Annotated in this window: 1 pseudogene; it reads right to left on the bottom strand. The window is 61.6% G+C overall.

The features are described 5' to 3' along the window. Nucleotides 1–255, bottom strand: a pseudogene (locus ACO0LO_RS29115) (mannose-1-phosphate guanylyltransferase/mannose-6-phosphate isomerase); the annotation flags it as partial.

Genomic DNA, 255 nt, shown 5'->3' with positions numbered 1-255 from the left:
GCATCCGGGGTTTCCACCACGATCACATCTTCCAGCCCCAGGCAGGCCACTAGGCGGCTATCCGACACCACCAGGCAGTTGCGCGAATCTTCCATCATTACATCGCCCTGCAGCGCATTGCCATCCGAATCCTTGGCGGACACCTGCCATACCGCATCCCAGGCTCCGACATCCGACCAGCCCGCATCAAACGGCACCACGCAGCCGGCGATGCCCAGTTCGGTGGCCTTGGGCAGCTTTTCCATCACCGCATAA

This window comes from Undibacterium sp. TJN25 (genome assembly GCF_049339885.1).
In the GTDB taxonomy this organism is placed as follows: Bacteria; Pseudomonadota; Gammaproteobacteria; order Burkholderiales; family Burkholderiaceae_D; genus Undibacterium.
The sequence above is the reverse complement of the archived record's forward strand: the minus strand, read 5'-3'. Positions and strand labels throughout refer to the sequence as shown.